We start from the raw sequence: 22,767 nt of genomic DNA, 5'->3' as shown, positions 1-22,767 counted from the left end.
CTCGGCTGAGCGAACAGAAGCAACAGGGCAGGCCCATGGGCCTGCCCTGTTGCGTTACGCCTCGCTCCCTACGTTCCTCCTCACCGGATCAGCGAGAAGGCCGGCAGCGACAGGTGCCAGCGGATGGCGGCCACTCGCAGGACGAAGGTGCCCAGCATGCCGACCAGGGTGGCCAGCAGGGGGGGGACGCCCAGGGTCAGGGTGGCGGTATAGAGGATACCGCCCAGGATGCAGGCGGTGGCGTAGATTTCCCGCTGCAGCACCATGGGCACCTCCCGCGCCAGCACGTCGCGGATCATGCCGCCGGCCACTCCGGTGATGACCCCCATCACCACCGCCACCATGCCAGAGGTGCCGTGGGCCAGGGCTTTCTCGGTGCCGATCACGGTAAAGAGCGCCAGGCCGAAGGCGTCGGCCAGGGGCAATATGTACCAGGGCAGCCGCCGCGGCAGCCGGGCAATGTACTGGCCCAGCAGGGCGGTGGCCAGTATCACCCACAGGTAGGTGGTGTCCGCCACCCAGAACACCTGCTCGGCACCGATGATCAGATCCCGGATGGTGCCGCCGCCGATGGCGGTGACCGCCGCCAGCACTATCACGCCAAAGCCGTCCATGCGCAAACGGCCCGCCACCAGTACACCGGAAAAGGCGAACACGGCGGTGCCGAACAAATCACTCCAGTAGAATACCGCATCGACCAGGGCCAGCATTGCTCTCTACCTCACAGAAAAGGGGCGCATTGTATAGAGGCGCCCGGGTGAACACAATCACCCTCATTCTGCCCGGGCCCGGTCCAGCTGCCGGCACAGCTGGCGGATACCCTCGGGGGTGCGGGGGGTGACGCGGTGCAGCAGATCTGCGTCCACCGTCAGCAGACGCTCCCCCTGCACCGCCCGCAGGGCGGGCCACTGGCGCCACAGGGCCAGCTCCTGTTCGCTCGAGGCCAGTATCACTTCGGGATCCCGGGCCAGCACGAATTCGGCGTTCAACTGGGGATAGGGGGCCGGGCTGTCGGCCATGAGGTTGACCCCGCCGCACAGGCGGATCGCCTGGCCTACCCAGGTGCCGTCGTTGGCCGACATCAGCGGGGCCGAGCCCAGCTGGTAGAACACCGACACCGGACGGGCGTCCTGGTAGTGCCGCTCCAGCGCTTCCAGCTGCTGCAGGTAATGCCGGGCCTGGGCCAGGGCCTGTTGCCGATGCCCGCTCAGCTCGCCCAGGTATTCCAGTTCCCTGGCCAGATCCCGCAGTCGCAATGGCTCGGAATAGGCGACGGAAACACCGAGGCGGAGCAGCGGCTGTACCTGCAGTTGCTGGGCGCTGCGCCAGGCCAGGATCAGGTCCGGCCGCAGCGCCAGTATTCGCTCCAGGTTGAGGGACTGGTAGTTGGCGACCCGGGGCAGGGCCAGGGCCGCGGGGGGATGATCGCTGGCCTCGTCGACGGCGATGACCTGCGGGCCCGCGCCGATGGCAAACAACATCTCGGTGATATGGGGGCTCAGGCTGACGATGCGACGGGCCGGCTCGGCGGCGACTGCCTGGGCTCCACAGCACAGGCCAAGCAGCAGGAGCAGTGGCCTAAGCATGGCTCAGGGGCACCAGCATCCCGGCCCAGGCCAGGGACAGCCAAAACAGCAGGGCGAGCGTCAGCCGCCACAGCAGGGCCCGTACCTGGGCTTCGGTGAGGTACTGTTTACCGCCGAGCTTGGGATAGTATTCGGTGGCATCGCTGTAGCGACGGGGGCCTCCCAGCGTCGCATCCACCCCGCTGCCGGCCACCGCCAGCAGCCGGCCGGCGGCCGGCCAGGGCCAGAGCCGGCCCTGGGGCCAGGCCCTGATCGCCTTCAGGGAGCCCGGATAGAGCAGCAGGGTCAGGGCCAGCAAGTGGAACGGCAACCAGGCCATGGCCCGGTACAGGTGGGAGGGCAACAGGCCGAAGGCCCGCCAGCGTACCAGCTTCATCGGCCAGGCCTGGGCGCAGAGACGCAGCAGGGCGAACAGCAGGGCGGCGTAGATGCCGCCAGCCAGGTACCAGCACAGCAAGGCGAAGTCCCCGGCCAGGCGCAGCAGTGCCACCTCCGCCACCGCCTTGTGTAGCCCCAGGGGGGAAAGGGGATCCGTCTGGCGCAGGCACAGCGGCGCCAGGGTCAGCCGGGCCAGGGGGCGCTGCTGTTCCACCTGCTGCAGGCAGCGGGGCAGGGCCCGGGCCAGCCGGCCCAGATCCAGGCCACACCACAGCAGCAAGGGTTCCAGCAGCACCGGCCAGGGTGCCAGCACCGCCAGCGCCCAGTAGGCCATGGTCAGTGGCAGCAGCAGGCAGAGCAGCAGGGCCAGGCCGGCCCCGTGCAGGTAGCGGGCCGAATAGTGCTCGCCGTTGAGGCGGCGGCCGAGCCGCGTCAGGCCACCGACCAGGGCGGCCTGCACCCGGGCGGCGGGCAGGGCCAGGTTGAGCAGCAGGGCCAGGCTCAGCAGGGCGAGCGGATGTTCCAGCAGGGCGGGCATCGGGGATCAGCCTGGCAGCCGTTCCACCATGGCCAGCACCATGGCCGAGGAATGGCGGGCCGCCACTTCCAGAAAGGCTTCGAAGGACTGGGCCTGCTCCTTGCCGGCGATGTCGGACAGGGCGCGCACCACCACGAAAGGTACCTGGAACTGATGACACACCTGGGCGATGGCGGCGGCCTCCATTTCGCAGGCTTTCATCAGAGGAAAATCGGTGACCGCCCTGTTCAGCTGATCTTCCCGGTGCATAAATTGATCTCCGGTACAGATCAGTCCCACCGCCGAGCGGATCTCCTGCTGCCCGGCCAGGCATTCCCGGGCCAGGGCGATCAGGGCCGGATCGGCGGCAAAGGCCGCCGGCTGCTGGGCCATCTGCCCCATCTCGTAGCCGAAGGCGGTCACGTCCACATCGTGGAAACGAACCTCGTCGGAGACCACCACATCGCCCACGTGCAGTGTCGGATCGAAACCGCCGGCGGAGCCGGTGTTGATGACCAGGGCGGGAGCGAAGCGCTCGAGCAGCAGGGTGGTGGCCACGCTGGCGGCCACCTTGCCGATGCCGGAGCGGGTGAGCACCACCTTCCTGCCGGCCAGTTGGCCCTGGTAGAACTCGCAGCCCGCCACTTTGGTGGTTTTTGCCTGCTCCAGCCGGGATCTGAGTGCGGCCACTTCCTGCTCCATGGCGCCGATAATGCCGATAGTCATAAGGGATTCTCCCGCAACGAAAAAGATGGACAGGAGTGTACCACTATCCGATGGAAAGGCCGATCGGCGATGAATGTCGGTGGAGTTGGCTCTTGGGTTGAGCTTACTAGGCGATAACGGAGACTTTATGAGCAATAAAAAGGCCGCTCGATGAGCGGCCTTGTAACCTGGAGTCGAGCGGGTTCAGAGCCCGATATAGTCCATGATGCCTTCGGCGGCCTTGCGGCCTTCGGCGATGGCGGTCACCACCAGATCGGAGCCGCGCACGGCATCACCGCCGGCGAAGATCTTGGGATTGCTGGTCTGGAAGGCGAAGTCGCTCTGTTCGGGGGCGATGATGCGCCCCCACTTATCGGCCTCGATGCCATATTCCTTCAGCCAGGGCTGATCGTGGGGCTGGAAACCGAACGCCATGATCACCGCGTCGGCGGCCAGTACCTGCTCGGAGCCGGGCACCGGTTCGGGGCGGCGGCGCCCGTTGGCATCGGGCTCGCCCAGCTGGGTGGTGACCACTTCCACGCCGGTAACCTTGCCGTTGTCATCCACCCGGATGCCGGTGGGCTGTAGGTTGAACATGAAGTTCACTCCTTCCTCCCGGGCGTTCTGCACCTCGCGACGGGAGCCGGGCATGTTGGCCTCGTCCCGGCGATAGGCACAGACCACGTGTTCGGCGCCCTGGCGGATGGAGGTGCGCACACAGTCCATGGCGGTGTCGCCGCCGCCCAGTACCACCACCCGTTTGCCGGACATGTCGATGTAGTCGGCCGCCTGCTTCTCGAAGCCCAACAGCCGGTTGGCGTTGGAGATCAGGAAGGGCAGGGCGTCGTACACGCCATTGGCGTCCTCGTTGGCCAGGCCGCCGCGCAGGTACTTGTAGGTGCCCACGGCGAGAAAGACGGCGTCGTAGTCGTCCAGCAGGGTCTGGAAGCCGATGTCCTTGCCGACTTCGGTGTTCAGGCGGAATTCCACACCCATCTCGGTAAAGATTTCCCGCCGCCGGCTCATCACCGACTTCTCCAGCTTGAAGGCGGGGATACCGAAGGTCAGCAGACCGCCGATTTCCGGATAGCGGTCGAACACCACGGGAGTGACGCCGTTGCGCACCAGGATGTCGGCACAGGCCAGGCCGGCGGGGCCGGCCCCGATGACGGCGACCTTGCGGTCGGTCTTGACCACCTTGGACATGTCCGGGCGCCAGCCCATCTCGAACGCCTTGTCGGTGATGTACTTCTCGATGTTACCGATGGTCACGGCACCGAACTGGTCGTTGAGGGTACAGGAGCCTTCACACAACCGATCCTGGGGGCAGACCCGGCCACATACCTCGGGCAGGCTGTTGGTCTGATGACACAGATCCGCCGCCTCGAAGATACGTCCCTCGTTGGCCAGCTTCAGCCAGTTGGGGATGTAGTTGTGGACCGGGCACTTCCACTCGCAGTAGGGGTTGCCGCAATCCAGGCAGCGATCGGCCTGCATCTGGGCCTGGCTGTCGGAAAAGGGTTCGTAGATCTCCACGAACTCGATCTTGCGGGTGCCGATGGCCTTCTTGGGCGGATCGACACGTTGCACGTCTATAAATTGAAATACGTTCTGGCTCATCACAATCTTCCTTTACTGCGCATGGACCCGCAGCTCTGCGGTAGAGCGGCTCTGGTGGCCCAGCAGGGATTTCACATCGCTGGATTTCGGTTTGACCAGCTTGAACTTGGGCAGGTACTGGTTGAAGTTGGCCAGTATCTCCTGCGCCCGGTCACTACCGGTTTCCTGCAGATGTTGGGTGATGATGCCGCGCAGGTGCTCCTGATGGATCACCAGCTCGTCCAGTTCCAGCAACTCGACCAGCTCGTGGTTGGTCTTGAGGTGGAAGTCATCCTCTTCATCCAGCACATAGGCGAAGCCTCCGGTCATACCGGCGGCGAAGTTGACGCCGGTCCGGCCCAGTACGGTGACGATGCCGCTGGTCATGTATTCACAACCATTGTCGCCCACGCCTTCCACCACGGCGATGGCGCCGGAGTTGCGCACCGCGAAACGCTCGCCGGCGCGGCCGGCCACGTAAAGGTGGCCGCCGGTGGCGCCGTACAGGCAGGTGTTGCCCACCAGGGTGGCTTGATGGGACGCGAAGGCCACGCCCACATGGGACTTGATCACCAGCTTGCCGCCGGTCATGCCCTTGCCCACGTAGTCGTTGGCATCACCGGTCAGGATCATTTCCAGGCCGCCGGCGTTCCACACCCCGAAACTCTGACCGGCGGTGCCGTCCAGATGGATGCGGATGGGATCCGCGGCCATGCCCTGGTTGCCGTGACGCTTGGCGATCTCGCCGGACAGGCGGGCGCCCACCGAGCGGTCGGTGTTGCGGATGCTGTAATAGAAGTCGCCACCGCTGCTGGCTTCCACCGCCTTCAGGGCGTCTTCGGTCATTTTCAGGTTGAGCGGACCCTTGTCGAAGGTGGGGTTCGACTCCTGGCAGAATACCGCCAGACCCGGCTTGGGCTCGGGCTTGGCCAGGATACCGGACAGGTCCAGCTTCTGCTGCTTGGCGGTGATGCCGGGCAGGACCTCGAGCAGATCGGTACGGCCGATCAGATCGGTCAGCTTGGCCACGCCGAGGCTGGCCATCAGTTCGCGGGTCTCCTCGGCGATGAACCGGAAGTAGTTCTCCACCATTTCGGGCAGGCCGAGGAAGTGGTCTTTACGCAGCTTCTCGTCCTGAGTGGCCACGCCGGTGGCGCAGTTGTTCAGGTGGCAGATGCGCAGGTACTTGCAACCCAGGGCCACCATGGGACCGGTACCGAAGCCGAAGCTCTCTGCGCCGAGGATGGCGGCCTTGACGATGTCGAGGCCGGTCTTGAGGCCACCGTCCACCTGCAACCGCACCTTGTGGCGCAGGCCGTTGGCCACCAGCGCCTGCTGGGTTTCTGCCAGGCCCAGTTCCCAGGGCGAGCCGGCATACTTGACCGAAGTCAGCGGGCTGGCGCCGGTGCCGCCATCGTAGCCGGAGATGGTGATCAGGTCCGCGTAGGCCTTGGCCACGCCGGTGGCGATGGTGCCCACTCCGGGTTCGGAGACCAGCTTGACCGACACCATGCAGCTCGGGTTGATCTGCTTGATGTCGAAGATCAACTGGGCCAGATCCTCGATGGAGTAGATGTCGTGGTGCGGCGGCGGCGAGATCAGGGTCACGCCCGGCACCGCATAACGCAGCTTGGCGATCTCGGCGGTCACCTTGTGGCCGGGCAGCTGGCCGCCCTCGCCGGGCTTGGCGCCCTGGGCCACCTTGATCTGGATGACCTCGGCGTTCATCAGGTAGTGCGGGGTCACACCGAAACGGCCGGAGGCCACCTGCTTGATCTTGGAGTTCTTCAGGCTGTTGAAGCGGCGTGGATCCTCGCCGCCCTCGCCGGAGTTGCTCTGGCCGCCCAGGCGATTCATGGCGATGGCCAGGGATTCGTGGGCTTCGGGGCCGAGGGCGCCGATGGACATGGCGGCGCTGTCGAAACGCGGAAACAGATCCTGGGCCGGCTCCACCTGGTCCAGGCCGATGCCCTGGCCGCTGTCCTTCAGGGTGAAGAGGTCGCGCAGCATGGCGACGGGCCGCTCATTCACCAGCCTGGCGTAGCTCTTGTAGTCGTCGTAGCTGCCGGAGCGCACTGCCTGCTGCAGGCTGTTGACCACGTCCGGGTTATAGCTGTGGTACTCGCCGTCGTGCACATACTTGAGCAGACCGCCCTGGTTCAGCGGCTTGCGGGCGATCCAGGCCACCCGGCTCAGGTTGAACAGATCCTGCTGGAAATCCTCGAAACTGGCGCCCTGTACCCGACTGGACACGCCCTTGAAGCAGAGCTCCACCACGTCCTGGTGCAGGCCGATGGCCTCGAACAGCTGGGAGCAGCGGTAGGAGGCCACGGTGCTGATGCCCATCTTGGACATCACCTTGTACAGCCCCTTGTTGATGCTGTTGCGGAAGTTGAGCACGGCTTCGCGCAGGGGCATCTTGAGCACGCCGTCTTCTACCATGCGGCCCAGGGTTTCGTAGGCCAGGTAGGGATAGATGGCGGTCGCGCCGAAGCCGAGCAAGACCGCGAACTGGTGCGGATCCCGGGTACTGGCGGTTTCCACTATGATGTTGGAGTCGCAGCGCAGGTTGTTTTCGACCAGGGTGCGCTGTACCGCGCCTACCGCCATGGCGGCCGGGATCGGCAGCTTGTCCTTACTGATGTGGCGGTCGGTCAGCACCAGCAGCACGGTGCCATCCTGTACCGCGGCCTTGGCCTCGGCACAGAGACGTTCGATGGCTGCCTTGAGACCTTCTTCCGGCGCGAAGTTCAGATCCAGAATATGATGCTTGTGGTGGGTCTGCTCCAGCTCCAGCAATTGGTGGAAGTCGGAATAGAGCAGGATCGGCGACTCGAACTGAACCCGGTGGGCATGGCCGTGGGTCTCGTTGAACACGTTCTGCTCGCGGCCGATCAGGGTGGCCAGGGACATGACGTGGTTTTCCCGCAACGGATCGATGGGCGGGTTGGTCACCTGGGCAAACATCTGACGGAAATAGTCATAGACCGAGCGGGCCCGGCTGGACAGCACCGCCATGGGGGCGTCGTCACCCATGGAGCCGACCGCTTCCTGGCCGTTCTCGCCCATCACCCGGATCACCTGATCCAGCTCCTCCATGGAGTAGCCGAACAGCTTCTGGTAGGTGCGCAGGGAGGTCTGGTCCAGCTCGCACTGGCCGGCCTTGTCGTCGGGCAGATCCTCGAAGCGGGTCAGGCGGCGCTTGTGCTTGGTCATCCATTCCTTGTAGGGGTGGCGGGTCTTGAGGTCGTCGTCGATCTCGAAACTGGTCCAGATCTTGGACGTATAGGTATCGACCACGAACAGCTCACCGGGGCCGACCCGGCCCTTCTCCAGTACCTCGTCCGGGGTGTAGTCCCAGATGCCGATTTCGGAGGCCAGGGTAATAAAGCCGTCCTTGGTGCGCACGAAGCGGGCCGGACGCAGGCCGTTGCGATCCAGGGCGCAGGCGGCGAAGCGGCCGTCGGACATAACGATGCCGGCGGGGCCGTCCCAGGGCTCCATGTGCATGGAGTTGAAGTCGTAGAAGGCGCGCAGATCCTCGTCCATGGCCGGGTTCTTCTGCCAGGCGGGCGGGATCAGCATGCGCATGGCGCGGAACAGGTCCATGCCGCCGGCCAGGAAGAGTTCCAGCATGTTGTCCAGGCTGGAGGAGTCGGAGCCCTGGGTATTGACGAAGGGAGCGGCGTCGTGCAGGTCCGGCAGCAGCGGCGAGGCGAACTTGTAGGCGCGGGCCTGGGCCCACTGGCGGTTGCCGCCGATGGTATTGATCTCGCCGTTATGGGCCAGGAAGCGGAACGGCTGCGCCAGGGGCCAACGGGGCTGGGTATTGGTGGAGAAACGCTGGTGGAAAACGCAGATGGCGGACTGCAACCGGATGTCGGCCAGATCCAGGTAGAAGCGCGGCAGATCCGCGGGCATGCACAGTCCCTTATAGGTCATCACCAGGTTGGACAGGCTGACCACGTAGAAGTAGTCGTCATTGATCCGCTTTTCGATGCGGCGACGGACGATATAGAGACGGCGCTCCAGATCCTTGGCAACCCAGCCGGTGGGAGCATTGACGAACACCTGCTCGATACGGGGCAGGGAAGCCTTGGCGATCTCGCCCAGCACGCCGGTGTTGACCGGCACGTCGCGCCAGCCGACCAGGCTCAGGGTTTCCCGTTCCAGTTCTTCGTTGACGATCTGCCGGGCCTGTTCGGCCAGCACCGGATCCGGGTTGAGGAACAGCATGCCGACGGCATACTTACGGCCCAGGTTCCATCCTTTGTCTTCCGCTACGGCGCGGAAGAAGCTATCGGGTTTTTGCATCAACAAGCCGCAACCGTCGCCGGTTTTGCCGTCGGCGGCGATACCGCCCCGGTGTTGCATGCGATCCAACGCCGAAATCGCGAGTCGGACAAGCTTATGGCTGGCTTCGCCTTCTGTGTGGGCGATTAGGCCGAAACCACAGTTATCCTTCTCAAGCGCGGGGTCATAAAGAGACATTGCATTCCTCCATTGCTCAAGCCGTTGGGCCGAGCGACTACTTTTGTCAGCACGACATGCTCTGAAGCGTCCGTTGCCATTGGTGGCTAATTTACCAAACTATAGGGATTTTTTTGTGAGGTCAATTAAAGAAACAACGCCTTAAGTGGCTGCTTGGCATGACCTGAAGTAGGATATTTCAATGAAAAACCCAGATGTTTGGTTATAAATCTCACATATATGTTTTTTTTCGATACTTTATCTTGGTTATGGTGATGTTGCAGGATAATATAAATTACAACGTTTTTTGTTGTTTTTTTACTACACTTTGACAGCAAGCTTTGAGCTGGCTCGCAATTTTTACCTCTGAGCCGACCGCCTGGGGAGAGACCGCAGAGAGAAAATCCTTTTACATCATATGCCTATAAATTCATTTTTAATGCATAATATTTCTTTTTTTAGTCGCTGGCAACCCGAAAAGGCACGCCTGACATAAAGTTACTTGTTGACCGACAACGACAATCCTCGTTCAGGATCGGGGCGACTTCGTTAGCACCGCACTCGGCATGACAGCCTGTCCCTAAGCCGGTATCCTGCCTCCTTGTCGTTGTTGACAGGAAAAAGTCGATGAAACCCATAAAAACCTGGGCCCAATATTATGTTGATCTGATGACCAAGCTGGGCATAGTGCGCTTCAGCATGCTGCTGGCGGCCTGCATCATCCTGCTGGCGATCTTTATCCAGGTGGGAGTAACCCTGTTCTTGAGAGGTTCTGTTGAGTCCATTGATCTGGTGCGTTCCATCTTCTTCGGCTTGCTGGTCACACCCTGGGCGGTGTATTTCCTGTCGGTGGTGGTGGATCAGCTGGAAGACTCCCGCCAGCGGCTCAGTCGCCTGGTGCAGCGGCTGCAGCAGATGCGGGAGCGGGATCTGGAGCTCAACAGTGAATTGCAGGAGAAGATACAGCTGCTCAACCGCCAGATAGAGGAAACCCACAGGGCGGAGGCCGCTCGTCAGCAGGCCATCGAGGATTTGGAGGCGGAAGTCTATCAGCGGGAAAAAGCGCAGATGGAATCCCAGGAGCGCTCGGCCCTGCTGCGTTCCTTTATCGATACCTCTCCGGATCTGGTCTATTACCGCAATGAGCTGGAAGAATTTTCCGGCTGCAACAGGGCCATGGAGAACTTGCTCGGCCGTCAGGAGAAGGAGCTTATCGGCCTGACCCCCCATGACGTCTACCCGGAGGACGTGGCGGAAAAGGTGGTGGAAACCGACAAGGAAGTGTTTGCCCGCAATGAGAGCCAGACCTACGAACAGTGGTTGCAGTATCCGGACGGACGGCGGGCCTGCTTCGAACTGCGCAAGGTGCCCTTTTTCGATCGCAACGGCAAGCGGCTGGGGCTGCTCGGCTTCGGTCGCGACATCACCGAGCGCAAGCGCTACCAGGAGGAGCTGGAAAAGGCCAGCCGCGACAAGACCACCTTTATCTCCACCATCAGCCACGAACTGCGCACCCCGCTCAACGGGATAGTGGGCCTGAGCCGGATCCTGCTGGCTACCGAATTGAGCACCGAGCAACGGCAGCACCTCAAGACCATCCATTTCAGCGCCGTCACCCTGGGCAACATCTTCAACGACATCATCGACCTGGACAAACTGGATCGCAGCCGACTGGAACTGGCGCCGGAGCCGATGGACTTCCCCGGTTTTCTCGACGATCTGGAGAGCCTGGCCCGGCTGCAGGCGGAGCAGAAGGGGCTCTACCTGCACTTCGACCGGGACGGAGACATACCCGAATGGATACTGGCCGACGGTACCCGGCTGCGTCAGGTGTTGTGGAACCTGGTGGGCAACGCGGTCAAGTTCACCGACGACGGCGGCGTCACCATCCGCTGCATGGCCGACGAACTGACGCCGGGACAGGTGACCTTGCGCTTCGATATCGAGGACACTGGCATCGGCATTCCGGCGGAGCTGCAGCAGAAGATCTTCGCCCTCTACTTCCAGATCGAAGGCAAGAAGCATGCGACCGGCACCGGCATCGGCCTGGCGGTGTCCCAGCAACTGGTGGACGCCATGCACGGCACCATAGAGCTGGACAGCGAGCCGGGGGAGGGCTCCTGTTTCAGCGTCACCATCACGGTACCCACCGCCCAGGCGCCGGTGGAGGATCCTGCCCTGTCCCGGCTGCCCTGCCTGTCGGTGCTGCTGGTGGAGGACGTCGAACTCAACATCACGGTCGCCTGCGCCCTGCTGGAAAAGCTGGGCCACAGGGTCACCGTGGCCCGAGATGGGGCCGAGGCCTTCGCCCTGCTGGCCGGACAGGCCTTCGACCTGGTGTTCCTCGATATCCAGTTGCCGGACATGACCGGCTTCGATATCGCCGCCCGGCTGCGGGACGAAGCGCGGGAAAGGAGCCAGTCCTTGCCACCCCTGGTGGCCTTGACCGCCAACCTGATCAGCGACAAGCAGCAATACCTGGCCAAGGGCATGGACGATGCCATCAGCAAGCCTCTCTCTTCCAAGGCCATCAAGGGAGTGCTGGCCCGTTTCTTCGCCCACCGTCCGCAGCCGGTGACGACGGCTTGTCCCCAAATCGAACCGGAGACAGAGGGGGTGCTTGATCGGGTCTTTCTGGAGGATTATGTGGCGACGGTCGGCGCCCTGACCCTGCTGTCCAGCGTCGAGTTGCTGGAAAACATGGCGGGCGGTTATCTGGCGCGGCTCAACCAATACATGATGGAAAAACAGCAGCAGGATATCGTCGATGAAGCCCACAAGATCAAGGGCGCAGCCGGCTCGGTGGGGCTGCAGCGGGTACAGCAACTGGCCCAGCGGATCCAGAGCCCCGATTTGCCCGGCTGGTGGCAACAGGTGGAATACTGGGTCGAGGAGCTGAACCGGCTGCTGCCCGCCGACCTGGCGATCTTGCGGCACTGGCTGGAGAGCAGAGCATGAGCCTTTATCGGGAGCTGATCTTGGGTGAACGGTGGCAGGGGACAACGGATGAGACGCCGCTGGAAGCGATAGAGGCGGATCGCAGCCGCATAGTGCAGTGCTCGCCGGTGCGCCGGCTGCAGCAGAAGACCCAGGTGTTTCCCCTCGACGTCAAGGCGTCGGTGCGCAGCCGCCTGACCCACTCCCTGGAGGTCAAGGAGACCGGCCGGCAGCTGGCGCTCCGGGTCTTGCCCGGAGTGGCGCAGGAAGTGGACAAGGAAGCCTTTATCAGCCTGGTGGAAATGGCCTGTCTGCTGCACGACGTGGGCAACCCGCCCTTCGGGCATTTCGGCGAGGTGGTGATCATCGACTGGCTCGGCTCACGCCTGCCGGCGCTGTTCCGCCAGGCGGTGGGCAAGGGCTCCCGCCAATGGCCCATGCTGATGGCGGATCTGCGTCAGTTCGAGGGCAATGCCCAGAGCCTGCGGCTGCTGCACAGCCTGCAGGGGTTGAACCTGACCCTGAGCCAGCTCGCCGCGCTGCAGAAGTACGTGCGCGGTGCCTACCAGCGCAAGACCTCGGGGCTGTGGCAGCAGAAGCCGGGGCATTTCTTCAGTGAACGACCCTTGGTACAGCAGGTCCGGGCCCGCTTCCCGAGTACCGCCAGGGGGCGTTACCCGCTCACCTACCTGATGGAGGCGGCCGACGACATGGCCTACGGGGTGGCCGATCTGGAAGACGCGGTGGACCGGGGGGTGCTCAGCCTGGCGGAGCTGGAGCAGGCGCTCCTGAGCGAGGGCAATGACTACCTCAAATCCTGCTGGCAGCAGGCGACGATGGCCGAGCCCGGTTTTTTCAGCCGCTTCCGCCAGGGCATCAATCGGGATCTGCTGACCCTGGTCAGCGAGCAGTATCTCCGGCACCACCAGGCCATCCTCGAGGGGATACATGACTCTCCCCTGCTGGCGGTGGAGGAAGCGCCGGCCCAGGCGTTGCAGTGGCTGAAGGAATTCGCCCACCGGCGGGTATTCAAGCGACGGGAAGTGGAGGCGCTGGAGCTGTCCGGCTTCGCCGCTCTCAAAGGAGTGCTGGAGGCCTTTTCCCCCCTGCTGGCGCTGTCGGCGGCGGAATTCACCAGCCTGGACAGCCGCCAGGATGCCAACGGCCTGGTGCTGCGGCGGCTCTATCATCGACTGCCGCCCCGTCATCTCGCGGCCTACCGTCGGGACAGCCAGGGTGCCGCCTACTTCGAGGATGAGCGAGAGCGGGAGTGGTACTTCCGGGTCCGGCTGCTGCTGGATTTCGTCAGTGGCATGACCGACACTTATGTCCTGGAGGAGTACCGCCTGTTGTGCGGCTTTCAGGGCTGATCCGGCCATGAAACCAAAGGTTAGGGGATGGAAGAAGGCGCTGGCGACGGTCGGTAGGCCCGGCATGTCGAGGGATGATCCAAGGAAGCCTGAACATGCTTTATCTGCTACTGGTTTTTTCGTTGTTCCTGAATAGCCCGGTGCTGGCCTCCGGCCCCGTGATGGTGATGCATCAGGTGTCTCCCGGTGAAGACTGGCCTTCCCTGGCCAGGCGTTATCAGGTGAGCGAGCCTGTCCTGCGGATGGAGTTCAACCGCGAGCGCTTCATGACTCCCCTGGTCGCCGGCGACTGGGTCTGGGTACCGGATCGGCCACCGCAGCCGGTTGTGACCGTGGCTGCCGGCACCGAGCCTCCACCCAGGGAGACGGTCGAACCATGGCCGGTGACAGAGCTGCCTCTGCTGGGGCCTCCGGCCCCCGCCGCTGCCCCCAAGAGCGACCAACTGCTGCTGGCCATCGCCAGCGCGGCCAAGGCGGCGGCCACCGACGAGCTAGGCAAGTTTGTGGAGCAGCAGACCACCAGCCTGACCGACGACACCCTGTCTTTCGGTACCCGCCAACTGACCGCCCTGCCCTGGCTCAATCCCGATGACTGGGAATGGGACTACCAGCTCCCCCTGTTCAACAAAAGCCCCCGCCTGAACAGCCGCATGGCGTTGCCGGTGGCGCCGCAATTCCATAGCGAACTGGGCGTGGACTACCGGGAGGAGCGGCTGACCTATCAGTTGGGGCTACGCTATAGAGCGGAGCTGGGGGGAGGGATCGCGGCGCATCTGGAGCCGGTGGTCGATTATCAGGAACCGTTTTCCCACCGTCGGGGTGGCCTGCTGTTGTTTCTGAGTCATGCCGACTGGAGCCTGGGGGCGGGACGATACCGTGCCATGTCCGCCTGGCGGGCGGGAAACGGAGGAAGGGAGCGGCCCGCGTCGGGCGAACTCTGGTTTGGCGAGGGTCGGCTGCCATTCTTGCCCGGGGTCACCCTGTCCGGCCAGCAGTACCAATGGCAGGGACGGCAGCTCAACCTGTTCGGCAGCGGTGACAAATACGAGGCGGCAGCCTCCCGCCAGTGGTCGCTCAGCTACATCCCCTGGCGCGTCTTCCGTGTACAGGGCTCCCTGTTGACCAATAACGAGGCCAGATTTGAATCCCGGCTGAGGCTGGGCATAGAGCTGCCCCTGTTGATGGCTCCCGGGCACTGGTGGCAAAATCCGGAGAAGGGGGCCCGCTATGATGGCTACCTGCCCCTGCAGTATCACAAGGTGATGGTGCTGGAGCGCCAATAGGCTGCGAGTGGCGGCTTACAGACGGGTATAGTCGCTGTTGGCGATGCTGGCCGGGGTTTCCTTCTGTAGCAGGGTCAGTAGCAATATGGCGCGGGTATTGCCGTCGGCTTCCTGGTAGATGGCTTCCAGGCCGGCGAAAGGTCCTTGGCTGATCTGCACACGCTCGCCGCATTTGGGCAGGTCGCTCAGCTTTTCTCGCAGCTCATCACTGTCCGATCGACACATCAGTTCATAAACCAGTTCAGAAGGGACCACGCAGGGCAGGATGCCGAAGCGGACCAGGTTACGAATACCGCGGGTGGAACTGATGGTCGTGGAGCTGGTGATATCCAGATCGGCACGCACGAAGAGATAGCCGGGAAACAAGGCTTCGGTGCGGCAGACCCTTTTGCCCCGGACGATTTTTTGGACTTCCACGAAGGGATAGAAGGCCTCGATGTCCTGGTTGTTCAGGTTCTGCAGTGCCCTGCTTTCTTCCCGGGGCCGGCAATGGGCCAGATACCACTTATGCATAGAACACCCTGGCGCGTGGTTTAAATGATTATTATGACAGTACAAATAAAAAAGGCCACGGCTTGCCGTGGCCTTGCTGTCTTTGTGAGCGGATCTTTACCAGCCCTTGACCACACCGCCTTTGAACAGCTCCAGCGCCGCCTGATACACCTCTTCGCTCTGGTAGGCCTTGACGAAGGTCTGCACTCGCTCGTCGTCCCGGTTGTCTTCCCGCGCCACGATCAGGTTCACGTAGGGGGATTCCTTGTCTTCCACGAACAGGCCGTCGCGGGTGGGCAGCAGATCGATCTGGGAGGCATAGGTGGTGTTGATCACCGCCACGCTCACGTCTTCCAGCGAGCGGGGCAGTTGGGGGGCTTCCAGCTCGATGATCTGCAGGTTTTTCGGATTGGCGGTGATATCCAGGGTGGTGGCTTCCAGCCCGGCCTCATCGTTCACTTCGATCAGTCCCTGTTGCTCCAGCAGCAGCAGGGTGCGGCCCAGGTTGGTGGGATCGTTGGGCACGGCGACCTTGGCGCCCTCGGCCAGCTCATCCAGCGACTGGATGGACTTGGAATAGCCGGCGATGGGGTAAACGAAGGTATTGCCTACGGCCACCAGCTTGTAGCCGCGGTCGGCAATCTGCTTGTCCAGGTAGGGCTGGTGCTGGAAGGCGTTGAGGTCCAGGCTGCCGTCGTTCAGAGCCACGTTGGGGGTGACGTAGTCGCTGAAGGAAACCAGCTCGACCTCCAGGTTGTACTGCTCTTTGGCCACCTTGACCGCCACTTCCGCCACCTGCTCTTCGGCGCCGGCGATCACGCCCAGGCGCAGCGGCTTGGCTGGTGCGGCTTCCTGGGTGCTTTCCTGGGCCTGTTCACCACAGCCGGCCAGGGCGAGGGCGGAGGCCAGAACACTGACGGTGGCGAGCGATTTGAAACCTAATTTCATGGGGTAACTCCTTTATAAATCAACGATGATCCACATAAGCCACCAGGCGTTCGCCGGCGCTCTGAATGAGTTGTACCAGTACTACCAGCATCACCACGGTGATCAGCATGATCTGGGGATCGAAGCGCTGATAACCGTAACGAATGCCCACATCCCCCAGGCCGCCGCCGCCGATGGCGCCGGCCATGGCCGAATAGTTCACCAGGGTCACCAGGGTGATGATGATGCCGTTGAGCATGCCGGGCAGGGCCTCGGGCAGCAGCACCTTGTAGATGATCTGCAGCCGGCGGGCCCCCATGGCCTGGGCCGCTTCCACCAGGCCGGCCGGGATTTCCATCAGGGCGCCTTCCATCAGCCGTGCCACAAAGGGGATGGCGGCCACGGTCAGCGGCACCACCGCCGCGACGGTGCCGATGCTGGTGCCCACCACGAAGCGGGTAAAGGGGATGATGGCCACCAGCAGTATGATGAAGGGGATGGAGCGGCCGATGTTGACCACGGTGCCCAGCACCTTGTTGAAGGCGCGGTTTTCCCAGATCTGGCCGGGCTTGCTGACGTGCAGGGCAATGCCCAGCGGAACGCCTAAGGCACAGGCGATGGCACCAGAGCCGAAGGTCATGATCAGGGTTTCCCACAGTGCCGAGAGCAGCAGATTAATCATGGCGTCGGACATAACCGAGTAACTCCACCTGAATTTTGTGATCCTGAAGATAGGCGAGGGCGGTCCGGGTCTGCTCCGGCTGGCCGTCCAGCTCGGCCAGCATAAAACCGAACTTGACTCCGCCCGCGTATTCGATGTCGGCGCTGAGGATAGTCACGTCCACGCCCAGCTCCCGGCTCAAGATGGAGATCAGCGGGGTGTCCACGGTTTCGCCGGTAAAGCCGAGCCGCACCAGTGGCAGGGCATCCGCCACCGGCTCCGCCGACAGCCGACGCTGGTATTCCTCCGGGATTTCCAGATGGATGGTGGAGGCGATAAAGCGCCGGGCGAGATCGGTCTTGGCATTGGCGAAAAACCAGGACACCTCGCCCTGCTCGACCAGCTCGCCGTCGTTGATGATGGCTACCCGATCGCAGATGCTCTTGACCACCTGCATCTCATGGGTGATCAGCAGTATGGTCAGCCCCAGCTTGTTGTTGATGTCCTTGAGCAGGGTGAGGATCGACTGGGTGGTCTGCGGATCCAGCGCCGAGGTGGCCTCGTCGCACAGCAGCACCTTGGGCTTGGGGGCCAGGGCGCGGGCGATGGCCACCCGCTGTTTCTGGCCGCCGGACAGTTCGCTGGGGTAGGCCTTGGCCCGGTGCGACAGACCCACCAGATCCAGCAGCTCGTCCACCCGTTGCCGGATGGCGGCCTTGTCCATGCCTGCCAGCTCCAGTGGCAGCGCCACGTTGGCGAACACGGTGCGGGAAGAGAGCAGGTTGAAGTGCTGGAAGATCATGCCGATCTTGCGCCGGGCCCGGGGCAGCTCATGGCTGTCGAGCCCGGTCAGTTCCTGGCCGTCCACCACCACGCTGCCTTCGGTGGGGCGTTCCAGCATGTTGACGCAGCGGATCAGGGTACTCTTGCCGGCACCGGACTCGCCGATCACGCCCATGATCTGGCCGGCGGAGACCTCCAGATCGATATTCTTCACGGCGTGGACGGCATCGACGCCCTCGCCGTAGCGTTTGGTGATATTTGTTAGTTTGATCATCGGAGGATGAGCCCTTCCGGTATGGTTATCCACTGCAATAACAGATGGCTGTAGAGACAAGTCATGCAAGCGTTATTAATGGCAGAGGATGCTAGGCCGTCTGGACGTCCAAGTCAATGTAAATTTCCCCGCCAGCCTGGCGATCATCGGCGGTTGGTACCGGTCTTGCTATATAACTTGTTAATGGGATAGGGTATTCGTTGTGACCCCGCCAATCCGTGTTCAGGGAACGAGAGCAAAGGAAATTTATGGGCCAGTATTTTCTGCGCCGGTTACTGTTACTGATCCCCACCTTTCTGGGCATTACCCTGGTCGTGTTCGCCATTACCCGTTTCGTGCCCGGTGGCCCGGTGGAACGGATGCTGATGGAGAGCCAGCTGCAGACCAGCGAATTCAGCCAGAGCAGTCGAGGCAGTCAGGTGCTGTCTTCCGAGCAGATAGACGAGCTGAAAGCCTTCTACGGCCTCGACAAGCCCATGCTGGAAGCCTACCGGGACTGGCTGGGCAAGCTGATGCGGCTGGATCTGGGCGAGTCGACCCGCTACTACCTGCCGGTGTGGGAGCTGATCAAGGAGCGGCTGCCGGTCTCCGCCTTCTTCGGCATCTGTACTTTCCTCCTCAGCTACCTGGTGTCCATCCCCCTCGGCATCCTCAAAGCGCTCAGGCACAATAGCCGTTTCGACAGCATCAGCTCCATGCTGATCTACGCCGGCTATGCCCTGCCGGCCTATGTGGTGGGCATCTTCCTGCTCACCGTGTTCGCCTTTCAGCTCGGCTGGTTTCCCATGGGGGGCTTCGTGGGTGACGACTTTCATTATCTGGACGGCTTCTGGCCCAAGGCGCTCAACCTGTTCCATCATGCCCTGCTACCGCTTGTCGCCTATGCCATCGGCGACTTCGCGGTACTGACCATGACCATGAAGAATAGCCTGATGGAAAACCTGTCCGCCGATTACGTGCGCACCGCCGTGGCCAAGGGGCTGCCCTTTCGCAAGGCGGTGACCCGCCACGCCCTGCGCAACAGCCTGATCCCCATTGCCAGCCATTTTGGCAACGTGATTTCGGTGTTCTTCGCCGGATCTTTCCTGATCGAAGTGATCTTCAATATCGACGGCCTGGGCCTGCTCGGTTATGAGGCGGTGGTGGAGCGGGACTATCCGGTGGTGATGGGGATACTGGCCATCACTTCCCTGCTGATGCTGGTGGGCAATATCCTGTCGGATATCTGTGTGGCGCTGGTAGATCCCAGGGTGCGTTTCGATGGCTAGCCTGTTCTCCGACCTGACCCTGAAGAAACTGCGGCGTTTTCGCAGCATCCGCCGCGGCTACTACGCCTTCTGCCTGTTTATGCTGATGGTACTGCTGGCACTCTGTGCCGAGCTGTGGGCCAGCAACCGGGCGCTGCTGGTCAAGTACGAGGGCCGGCTTTACTTCCCCACTTACGGGGCGGTGATCACCGGTGAGACCTTCGGCCTGGGCTACCAGTACGAGACCAACTACCGCGAGCTCAAGCAGCATCTGGCCGGCCAGCCCGGCAACTGGGTGCTGCTGCCGCCGGTGCCCTGGAGCCCCTATGAGCAGGACTACAGCGCCGACGGTTTTCCGCCCCATGCCCCCAGCCTGGAAAGTCGGCACTTGCTCGGCACCGACAGCTCGGGCCGGGACATACTGGCCCGGCTGGTATACGGCTTTCGCACGGCGGTGGGCTTTGCCTTTATCGCGCTGACCGCCAGCTATGCCATCGGCGTGATGCTGGGTTGCCTGATGGGCTTTGTCGGCGGGCGCTTCGATCTGCTGTTCCAGCGTTTTATCGAGATCTGGTCCCAGGTGCCCTTCCTCTATGTGATCATGATACTGGTGTCCCTGACCCAGCCCAACTTCCTGCTGTTCGTGGGCATCAACGTGCTGTTCGGCTGGATGGGCATCACCTGGTACATGCGCACCCTCACCTACAAGGAAAAGGCCCGGGACTATGTGCTGGCGGCCCGGGCCCAGGGGGCAGGCCTCTGGCGCGTCATAGTGCACCACATACTGCCCAATACCCTGGTGATGGTGGTGACCCTGGCGCCCTTTACCGTGGTGGCCAATATTTCCTTGTTGACGGCGCTCGATTACCTGGGCTTCGGCCTGGCGCCGCCCACCCCCAGCTGGGGCGAACTGCTGCGCCAGGGGGTCAACAACCTGGATGCGCCCTGGATAGTGGCATCGGTGGTGACGGCGGTGTCGCTGGTGTTGATCACCGTCTCCTTTATCGGCGAGGCGATCCGGGAAGCCTTCGATCCCAAACATTTTTCCCGTTACGAATAGGCAGGGAACGCGATGAAAAAACTGACTGCGATACTGACCCTCTGGTGCCTGGTCTTCGGCCTGGCGGCCGCCGAACTGCCCGCCAATCTCCAGTGGGAGACCAATGACGCGGACCCCCTCTTCGCCTCGCCCGAGGCCAGGCGGGGTGGTGAGTTCAACATGATGATGCTGAGCTTCCCGCTTACCTTCCGCACCGTCGGGCCGGACTCCAATACCGCCTTCCGCTCCTTTATCCTGGAAAACCAGCTCGGCCTCTACGGCCTGCATCCCGACACCGAAAACCCGTTTCCCGCCCTGGCCACGCACTGGGCCTTCGGCGACGACGACAAGACCATGTATTTCAGGCTCAACCCCGCGGCTCGCTGGTCCGACGGGGTGCCGGTCACCGCCGACGATTTCCTGTTCGCCCTGGAGTTCATGCGCTCCGAGGTGATCCGGGCTCCCTGGTATAACAACTACTATTCGGAAGAAATTGTCGACATCACCAAGTACGACGACCATACCATCTCGGTGACGGCCGGCAGTCCCAAAAGCCGGCGCGAACTGCTCAATACCCTTGGCCTTACCCCTCAGCCCAAACATTTCTACGAGCTGAGCGAAGACTGGGTGCGCCGCTACAACTGGGAAGTGGTGCCGGTGACCGGCGCCTATGTGATCAGCGACGTCAAGCGCGGCCGCGTCATCACCTTCAAGCGGCTGGACGACTGGTGGGGCAACGAGCTCCGCTACTACCAACACCGTTTCAACGTGGACGAGATCCGCCTGAGCGTGGTGCGGGATCTGAACATCGCCTACCGGCATTTTCTGCGGGGCGATGTGGATACCTTCGGCCTGATCCTGCCCGAGTGGTGGCACGACAAGACCGACACCCCCGAGTACCGCAACGGCCTTATCAATCGAATCTGGTTCTACAACGACACCCAGCAGGGGCCCCAGGGGCTGCATCTCAACACCGCCCATCCGCGGTTGCGGGACGTCCGGGTGCGGGAGGGCATCGCTCATGCCATCAACATGCAGCGCATGTTGGACACCATACTGCGGGGCGACTACGAGCGCATGCACACCTTCGGTACTGGCTATGGCGACTTTATCGACACCGATATCCGGGCCCGGGAGTTCGATATCGAACGGGCGCGGGCCCTGTTTGCCGAGGCCGGCTACGATCGCCAGGGTCCCGGCGGCATACTGATGAACGCCGCCAATGATCGCCTCAGCCTGGCGGTGACCTACACCACCCAGGAACATACCGCCAGGCTGGCGATATTGCGGGAAGAGGCGCGCAAGGCGGGGCTGGATCTGCAGCTCAACCTGGTGGACGGCGCCACCGGCTTCAAGGCCATGCTGGAAAAGAAGCATGAGGCGGCCTGGCTGGGCTGGGGCGGCGGTGGTCTCTATCCCCAGTACTGGGAATTCTTCCATTCGGTCAACGCCGACAAGCCCCAGACCAACAACCTGTTCAATATCAGCGACGAACAGCTGGACACCCTGATAGAGGAATACCGGATCACCATGGATCTGGACGCCAAGGCGGCCATTTCCCGCCGGATCCAGCAGCGGGTGCATGAGCTGGCCATCTTTATCCCCGGCTACCAGGTGCCCTATACCCGGGAGGCTTACTGGCGCTATGTGAAGTTGCCCGAAGCCAAGGGTACGGCCCAGTCGCCGTCCCTGTTCTGGCCGATGGAGGGCGCTCCCCACAGCACCGGCGGCCTGTTCTGGATCGACCAGGAACTCAAGGCCGAGATCAAGGCAGGCGGCAAGCACTATGAGCCGGTGCTGGAAGTGGTGGAAACCTGGCGGCGCAAGGAGCCCTGATGACGCCCCTGCTCAAGGTCGACAATCTGGCGGTGAGCTTTACCACCGAAGCCGGCAGTTTCCGGGTAGTGGACGACGTGAGCTTTTCGGTGACGGCGGGCCAAACCCTGGGGCTGGTGGGGGAGTCCGGCTGCGGCAAGAGCGTGACCGCGCTGAGCCTGCTGGGGCTGCTGCCCAAGCCCGCCGGCCGGGTGGTTGGCGGGCGAGCCCTGTTCCAGGGGCAGGATCTGCTGGCGCTGTCGCCCGAGCAGCGCTACCGCATCCGCGGCAACAAGATAGCCATGATCTTCCAGGAGCCGATGACGGCGCTCAATCCGGTGCACAGCGTCGGCCGTCAGTTGATGGAAGTCTACGAGCTGCACCGGCCCGAACTTGGCAAGCGGGAGCGCAGGGCCCTGGCGGCGGAGATGCTGCGCCAGGTGGGGATCCCCGAGCCCGAAGCCCGGCTCGGATCCTACCCCCACCAGTTGTCCGGCGGCATGCGCCAGCGGGTGATGATCGCCATGGCCCTGGCCTGCGAGCCTGACCTGTTGATCTGCGACGAGCCCAGCACGGCCCTGGACGTGACCATACAGGCGCAGATCCTGCACCTGATCCGGGAGCTGCAGCAAAAGACCGGCATGGCGGTGATCTTTATCACCCACGACCTAGGAGTGGTGGCCC

Annotated in this window: 17 protein-coding genes (1 of these 17 running past the window's edge); 7 read left to right on the top strand and 10 right to left on the bottom strand. The window is 62.8% G+C overall.

Features of this window, described 5'->3' with window-relative positions; genetic code table 11:
• Nucleotides 1–80 precede the first annotated feature (80 nt).
• From ACT7DK_RS17780 to gltB, 6 genes are all read right to left on the bottom strand, one after another.
• Nucleotides 81–710: a trimeric intracellular cation channel family protein gene (locus tag ACT7DK_RS17780; RefSeq protein ID WP_445401507.1), complete on the bottom strand. Its 630-nt coding sequence runs from the start codon at nt 708–710 to the stop codon at nt 81–83.
• Between the two features lie 63 nt (nt 711–773).
• The gene (locus tag ACT7DK_RS17775) at nt 774–1,586 is read right to left on the bottom strand and encodes a cobalamin-binding protein (RefSeq protein WP_445401505.1); all 813 of its coding nucleotides are present in this window, start codon (nt 1,584–1,586) and stop codon (nt 774–776) included.
• Nucleotides 1,579–2,502, bottom strand: coding sequence for a cobalamin biosynthesis protein (locus tag ACT7DK_RS17770; RefSeq protein WP_445401503.1), 924 nt, complete (start codon nt 2,500–2,502; stop codon nt 1,579–1,581). The genes ACT7DK_RS17775 and ACT7DK_RS17770 overlap by 8 nt, the downstream gene beginning before the upstream one ends.
• A gap of 6 nt (nt 2,503–2,508) precedes the next feature.
• Nucleotides 2,509–3,207 carry a 5'-methylthioadenosine/S-adenosylhomocysteine nucleosidase gene (mtnN, locus tag ACT7DK_RS17765; protein WP_445401501.1) on the bottom strand — a complete coding sequence of 233 codons (699 nt, stop codon included), beginning with the start codon at nt 3,205–3,207 and terminating at the stop codon, nt 2,509–2,511.
• A gap of 183 nt (nt 3,208–3,390) precedes the next feature.
• Nucleotides 3,391–4,806, bottom strand: coding sequence for an FAD-dependent oxidoreductase (locus ACT7DK_RS17760; protein ID WP_445401499.1), 1,416 nt, complete (start codon nt 4,804–4,806; stop codon nt 3,391–3,393).
• Between the two features lie 12 nt (nt 4,807–4,818).
• Nucleotides 4,819–9,276 carry a glutamate synthase large subunit gene (gene gltB / locus ACT7DK_RS17755; protein ID WP_445401497.1) on the bottom strand — a complete coding sequence of 1,486 codons (4,458 nt, stop codon included), beginning with the start codon at nt 9,274–9,276 and terminating at the stop codon, nt 4,819–4,821.
• 606 nt (nt 9,277–9,882) lie between these two features.
• Between gltB and arcB the strand changes: the two genes are divergently transcribed.
• From arcB to ACT7DK_RS17740, 3 genes are all read left to right on the top strand, one after another.
• Nucleotides 9,883–12,213 carry an aerobic respiration two-component sensor histidine kinase ArcB gene (gene arcB / locus ACT7DK_RS17750; RefSeq protein WP_445401495.1) on the top strand — a complete coding sequence of 777 codons (2,331 nt, stop codon included), beginning with the start codon at nt 9,883–9,885 and terminating at the stop codon, nt 12,211–12,213.
• Nucleotides 12,210–13,562, top strand: a complete 1,353-nt coding sequence (gene dgt, locus ACT7DK_RS17745) for a dGTPase (protein ID WP_445401493.1) — start codon at nt 12,210–12,212, stop codon at nt 13,560–13,562. Before arcB ends, dgt begins: the two co-directional genes overlap by 4 nt.
• A 95-nt stretch (nt 13,563–13,657) precedes the next feature.
• A complete protein-coding gene (locus tag ACT7DK_RS17740) occupies nt 13,658–14,845 on the top strand; it encodes an inverse autotransporter beta domain-containing protein (RefSeq protein WP_445401491.1) in 1,188 nt (395 codons plus the stop codon).
• Between the two features lie 15 nt (nt 14,846–14,860).
• Here ACT7DK_RS17740 and rfaH read toward each other — a convergent pair whose 3' ends face one another.
• The 4 genes from rfaH to metN all read right to left on the bottom strand — a co-directional run bounded on the left by rfaH (nt 14,861) and on the right by metN (nt 17,982).
• Entirely contained in the window at nt 14,861–15,358 is a 498-nt protein-coding gene (gene rfaH, locus ACT7DK_RS17735) for a transcription/translation regulatory transformer protein RfaH (RefSeq protein ID WP_445401489.1), read from the bottom strand.
• Between the two features lie 96 nt (nt 15,359–15,454).
• Entirely contained in the window at nt 15,455–16,285 is an 831-nt protein-coding gene (locus tag ACT7DK_RS17730) for a MetQ/NlpA family lipoprotein (RefSeq protein WP_445401487.1), read from the bottom strand.
• Nucleotides 16,286–16,304: 19 nt separating this feature from the next.
• On the bottom strand, nt 16,305–16,958 hold the full coding sequence (locus ACT7DK_RS17725) for a methionine ABC transporter permease (RefSeq protein ID WP_445401485.1): 654 nt from the start codon (nt 16,956–16,958) through the stop codon (nt 16,305–16,307).
• Nucleotides 16,939–17,982: a methionine ABC transporter ATP-binding protein MetN gene (gene metN, locus ACT7DK_RS17720; protein WP_445401483.1), complete on the bottom strand. Its 1,044-nt coding sequence runs from the start codon at nt 17,980–17,982 to the stop codon at nt 16,939–16,941. The genes ACT7DK_RS17725 and metN overlap by 20 nt, the downstream gene beginning before the upstream one ends.
• A 248-nt stretch (nt 17,983–18,230) precedes the next feature.
• Here metN and ACT7DK_RS17715 point away from each other — a divergent pair, with 248 nt between their 5' ends.
• The 4 genes in view from ACT7DK_RS17715 to ACT7DK_RS17700 are tightly spaced (at most 12 nt apart) and all read left to right on the top strand, a layout consistent with a single transcriptional unit that may run on beyond the window.
• Nucleotides 18,231–19,250 (top strand): ABC transporter permease subunit, encoded by a 1,020-nt coding sequence (locus ACT7DK_RS17715; RefSeq protein ID WP_445401481.1) that lies wholly within the window; start codon nt 18,231–18,233, stop codon nt 19,248–19,250.
• Nucleotides 19,243–20,289, top strand: coding sequence for an ABC transporter permease (locus tag ACT7DK_RS17710; protein ID WP_445401479.1), 1,047 nt, complete (start codon nt 19,243–19,245; stop codon nt 20,287–20,289). Before ACT7DK_RS17715 ends, ACT7DK_RS17710 begins: the two co-directional genes overlap by 8 nt.
• Nucleotides 20,290–20,301: 12 nt before the next feature.
• Complete coding sequence (locus tag ACT7DK_RS17705; protein WP_445401477.1) at nt 20,302–22,104, top strand: extracellular solute-binding protein; 1,803 nt, start codon at nt 20,302–20,304, stop codon at nt 22,102–22,104.
• Nucleotides 22,104–22,767 carry the 5' portion of an ABC transporter ATP-binding protein gene (locus tag ACT7DK_RS17700; RefSeq protein WP_445401475.1) on the top strand. The gene runs 314 nt beyond the window's last position, so the window shows 664 of its 978 coding nt (coding positions 1–664); its start codon is at nt 22,104–22,106; its stop codon lies off the right edge, out of view. The genes ACT7DK_RS17705 and ACT7DK_RS17700 overlap by 1 nt, the downstream gene beginning before the upstream one ends.

This window comes from Zobellella sp. An-6, from assembly GCF_052487945.1.
Note: the sequence above shows the minus strand (reverse complement) of the source record. Positions and strands in the feature narration are given on the sequence as shown.